The organism is Saccharothrix sp. ST-888, from assembly GCF_000955975.1.
Taxonomy (GTDB): domain Bacteria; phylum Actinomycetota; class Actinomycetes; order Streptomycetales; family Streptomycetaceae; genus Kitasatospora.
On the sequence record NZ_JYJF01000207.1, the window covers coordinates 1 to 4,592 of the forward strand.

A 4,592-nucleotide genomic window follows, 5' to 3' on the forward strand; every position below is an offset into this window, starting at 1 on the left:
TCGCAGGTCAGAGGCCGTTTTCTCGTTCGCGAGGAAGCGGCCTTCGGCGTGCGCTGGGGCTGCCTCTCACATTCGTCTCACGGTTTTCACGGTCCGACGGCGGGGCTGGGGACTGGCTCGGCACTGAGAGCCGGCGACTGCATGCTCCTTTCTCCTTTATGTCAGATTTGTCGATCACTGAAGTGGGTTGGATGGTTGCCCGCCGTGATCGGCGATTCTGGTCAGAGGGTTCGCACTTGACGCATCTGCCATCGATCAAGTGCGCGCCGGTGGGTCCAGCAGCTGCCCAAGCGCCGGGCGAGTTGGGCAGCGATGACCCGGCCGCAGCTGCCCTCATCAAAGGGGCGGCGCGACGGTGGCAGCGCTCCTGGCGCGGCGTCAGACCTGCCCCGAGGATCGTGGAGGGTGCCGCGCGGTCGGCTTCACCACGTGTGGTGGGTGACGGTGAGCAGTCGGTCGAGTTCGCGGTGGAGGAGCGGGTCGCGGAGCAGGTCCTGAAGTGGTGCGCAGGAGTTGAGCAGGTGTCTGACGCGGTGTGAGTCGACCTGTCCGGCCTCGGGCAGTGCGTCGAGGCAGGCGCGTACGACCTCGTCGGCGTCGGGCAGGAGGTCGGCCAGCTCGTCTGGGCCGAGGTGCCAGCGCAGGTTGGTGGAGAGGGTGGCCATGCGCTCGGTGCGTTGGGCGTGGTCGAAGACTTCCAGTTCGTTGCTCTGCTGGATCATCCAGAGCAGCAGGCGGGCCCAGGGGAGCTGCTCGTCCGGGGTGGCGGAGAGCATCCCGTCGATCACCGCGAGCGTTCCCGTCCACCAGGCCGGTCGCTCGGAGCCGTGGGGTTGGTTGCGCCCGATCCAGCGCAGCCGGTCCTCGTCGGAGGCGTGGAGGAGATAGCGGATCTGGTCGCGCGCGGCGCGGGTGGAGCGGAGCCGTTTGCGGAGGTTCGCGTAGTCGGGGGCAACCGGGCCGGTGATCTGGTGCAGGATGCCGTCCCGGGTGTCGACGAGGATGGCCACTCGGCTCTCGGGTTGCCAGTACTCGTCGAGGTCACTGGTGAGGGGTGTGATCTCCTCGACTTCACAGTCCAGTGTCGTCAGCGTTGTTCGGAGGTCCGCGAAGGTAGGCACGGGCGTGGGGCCGTGCTCGAGGCGGTGGCACTGCACGGTGAATCGGCAGCCCTGCCACGGTTCGTTCCTGGAGGGCCGCTCCCAGGTGAACTCGACCAGACCGTGGTCGCGCCACATCAGGTTGTGCCGAAGGTTCTCCCCGTAGTCGCCGAGCCGGGCGGTGACCTGGTCGGGCGTGGAGCCGCAGTCCAGGCCATGGACCGTGCCCCGGGCCACCACCTGGGCAAAGAAGGCGAGTTCACTCACCCGAGCCTCCCGTTCTGCGGCTGTGACGAGGTCCTCAGCTGCAGGCCGGCGATCCGGTCCTCGACGGTACCGGGCCAGTGTGGGTTGGGCAGGCCGTCGTGGGTCATGTGCTCCCTGCGCCACAGGCGCGGCCACAGGTCCCGTTCGAGAGGGTGGAGGTGGTGAGGCTGGCCGCAGGCACACGAGCGCTGTACCGCTCCGCAGCTGCGACACAGGTCGATGAACCCGTGGCCGGTCGAACGACAGATGGCGGGGCGGCGGCTGCCGCAGTCCGCGCAGCCGGGCGGCGCTTCGCCGTTCGCCAGGCTGATTTGGCGGCGGACGAACTCGGGCAGCGCCAGGGCGGGATGGCAGAGCGGATCGAGCTGGTAACAGCTCTGCCGCCCATGACGGTGCCACCATGTGCCCGGGCGCCGGGGGACCCGCTGACCGGCATGCTTCTCGCGTCGCCGCCGCTCGGCGCACCGGGCGTCCTCGGCCAGCCGGAGCAGGCGGGCCTCGTGGAGCTCGTTCACCGCGCGTTCCAGCGAGTCGGGATCGGCGTCGAGGTCACGTGGTATCGCCGCGCTGACCGCCAGGTGGTGGTACGTGGCGCGGAAGCCGTACGGGGCGTAGAGAGTGAGGCAGGTACGCAGTGCCGCGTGGCGTCGCCGCGCCGGCAGTGTGCGGTCAAGCACGAGCCGGCGGTGCGTCAGAAAGCTTGCCATCAGTTCGGCTTTCGCAGTGGTGCGGTGATTTCGAGCGACCGGTCGAACGCGTCGACCAGTGTCTGCGCCGACTGGGGTGCGTGCTGGTCGGCCCATGCGGCGATCAGCAGAAGGAAGTCGGCGAGGTCCTGCTGGACCCTGGCGAGCAACCGGGGGAGCTCGGTCCGGGCGATCCCGATCACCGGGCCCGGGTGCTCGCCGTCCGGGTGGAGCCGGACGGTGTCGCCGAGTTGCTCGGCCCGTGGTGTCGGGTCGTGGCCGAGCCACGGCTCGCCTCCGTCGGGGATGTCCAGCCATCCGCGCCAGTCCTCCAGTCCGCAGCAGCAACCGGGCGTCAGCGTTGTTCCGGTGGCGGTGTCCTGGGCACGGAGCCCGCCAGGGGTGACGAACCCCTCCTCGTGCAGTAGTGAGCTCAGGAAGGCGTCGGCGGGGTCGGTCAGGCGGTCGTCGACCCGGCTGGAGCTGTAGCCGACCATGGTGGCTATTGCCGTGCCGACCTGCTCGTCGCTCAGCGTGCCGTTCAGTGGGGTGAGGTGGTACGGCGGTTGCTCGGCGACCGGCCAGAACGCGAAGTCGGGGAGCGCGCCGGTCTCCAGCACGGGGTGTATGACGATCACCGGCCCAGTGTCGCGGACACCTGCCCTGTGCGCCGCCGAATATCAGCGCCACTGGTGGTGGACGGCTGCGATCCAGCATTGAAGACGAGCACGCGAACATGGTGCCAGCCGGGATCGTCCTACCCATCTCACGTGCGGCGATGACCTTGCGAGCCTGACAGGGTCAGCGGCGGCCGCGGATGGCGCGCAGGAGTCCGGCGACACTGTCGATTACTGCTGCGCGGTGGCGGGAGTCGGTGCCACGCATGGCCAACCAGACCACCAGGACAGCAGCAGCCGCGATGACGGTCACGGTACCCAGGGCGGTCAGTGTCGCAGCGATGATGGGGTTCATGGGGTGGGGGGCTCCTTCCCGAAGACACGGCGCGGTGAGAGCGCAGCGATGACGCGATCAGGAGACCCCGCGGTGCCGGAACAACGGGAGGGGGTGACGGAAGCGGGCCGGGCGGGACTTCTCGGTACTGGTCGGAGCTAGTCTCTTGTCTCCGGCGGGCAGAGACGCCAGAGAACACACTGGGAGGGGACGGGGTGGGGCACAGTGCACGCGGGACGTGACGCCCTCGCTAAGGCGCTCCAGAGCTTGGAGGATGCGGCCGGTGTCGTCATGCGCGATCCAGAGCGTGGAAGAGCGAGCGTGATCTGCGCGGCGAACAGACTGCTGCGCGGGCCTAAGCTGGACGACTCCGCGGTCAGCGCATGGGTACGCCACGGCGCCCCGGCGAACAACTTCGTCCACCTGTGGGTCTATGTCCAAGCTTTGTCGAAGCGCGTGCCCCCAGGGCGCCAACAAGGATCAAGCTTCCGGGCCACTGCAGATAGGGACTACTGGGAGCAGTTGCACGCGCACGCCAGGCGGCCCGCGTCACCTAATGCGAAGGAAGCCACTGCCGAGACCCCCGGCGATTCCCGGTCGGTCGTCACTGCTCAGAAAAGCAGGTGCAGTTGGGAGGGTGCGACGGCCGAAGCGGACCCACCGTCCGGCGGATCCCGGCGGTTCTTCGACCACCTGCTCGAGTACCACAACGAGAAGTTTGCCGGCCGCGACGGCGAGGTGCGAACCATTCTCGACCACATCGACCGCCACGAGTGCGGATACGTCTTCGTCGACGGGCTTTCAGGGTACGGGAAGACGTCCCTGCTCGCCGTGCTGGTCCGTCAACAGCCCGGCTACCTGTATCACTTCATCAGCCAGCGCTACAAGACTGCCGAGGGCGACTTCGACCCGACCCGGCCCGAAGACCTGCTGTCCAACCTGTGCGAGCAGCTCGAACCGCACCGTGCCGCACCGCTCGGCGGACGCGCGCTGACGACCCGGTTCCGCGAGGCGGTCGCCGCCGCCCGGGACCGCCCGACCGTGCTGGTGCTGGACGCCATCGACGAGGTGAACCAGCATCCCAGCTTCCTCCATGGTCTACTCCCGAGGCAGCTGCCGAAGAACCTGTTCATCCTGCTGTCCGCCCGGTCTCAGGGCGACCGGTCCTACCTGACCGAGGTGGGGCTGACGCCGGATGGCGTCGGTCTGCGGGTGACGCTCGGCGGTCTGGGCGCAGACGCCGTTCACGACCTGCTGCTGCACCACGCCGGGACGGCCGGTGCCGCGCTCAGCGATCGAGTCGGCTTCGTCGACACCCTGCGCGAAGTCTCCGAGGGGGATCCGTTCTACCTTCGTTTTCTTGTCGAGGACGTGGAGCACGGCCGGCTCACTCCGGAGAACATCCGGCGGACGCCGTCCGGCCTGTACCAGTATCTCGACGAGCAGTTCGATCAGCTCCACCGCATTCAGCTTCACCGCGTTCCCGACCGCGATCGGCAGGACGACGTGCATCTTCACGCCGCCGTGCTCGGTCTGATCCTGGCTGCCGACGGCCCCCTGCACCGCTCCGACCTGCTCCGCCAGGTCC

The 4,592-nt window shown here is 68.5% G+C and carries 5 protein-coding genes; 1 reads left to right on the top strand and 4 read right to left on the bottom strand.

Translation table 11 applies throughout. The features are described 5' to 3' along the window. Positions 1–422: 422 nt before the first annotated feature. The 4 genes from UK12_RS37070 to UK12_RS41855 all read right to left on the bottom strand — a co-directional run bounded on the left by UK12_RS37070 (position 423) and on the right by UK12_RS41855 (position 3,025). On the bottom strand, positions 423–1,367 hold the full coding sequence (locus UK12_RS37070; protein WP_052682392.1) for a hypothetical protein: 945 nt from the start codon (positions 1,365–1,367) through the stop codon (positions 423–425). Beyond that, the gene (locus UK12_RS31895; RefSeq protein ID WP_197085342.1) at positions 1,364–2,044 is read right to left on the bottom strand and encodes a hypothetical protein; all 681 of its coding nucleotides are present in this window, start codon (positions 2,042–2,044) and stop codon (positions 1,364–1,366) included. Before UK12_RS31895 ends, UK12_RS37070 begins: the two co-directional genes overlap by 4 nt. Positions 2,045–2,073: 29 nt before the next feature. Then, on the bottom strand, positions 2,074–2,691 hold the full coding sequence (locus UK12_RS31900) for a hypothetical protein (RefSeq protein ID WP_045306701.1): 618 nt from the start codon (positions 2,689–2,691) through the stop codon (positions 2,074–2,076). Between the two features lie 163 nt (positions 2,692–2,854). Further along, positions 2,855–3,025, bottom strand: coding sequence for a hypothetical protein (locus UK12_RS41855; RefSeq protein WP_197085343.1), 171 nt, complete (start codon positions 3,023–3,025; stop codon positions 2,855–2,857). A gap of 246 nt (positions 3,026–3,271) precedes the next feature. On the opposite strand from UK12_RS41855, the gene UK12_RS40265 reads away from it, so the two are divergent. Beyond that, the coding region (locus tag UK12_RS40265) for an ATP-binding protein (protein WP_156179072.1) at positions 3,272–4,592 on the top strand (1,321 nt) is incomplete at its 3' end.

Bases quoted from the DNA above. Each gene is read 5' to 3' on its own strand.
- UK12_RS41855 (WP_197085343.1), bottom strand. From the start codon at position 3,025: ATGAACCCCATCATCGCTGCGACACTGACCGCCCTGGGTACCGTGACC.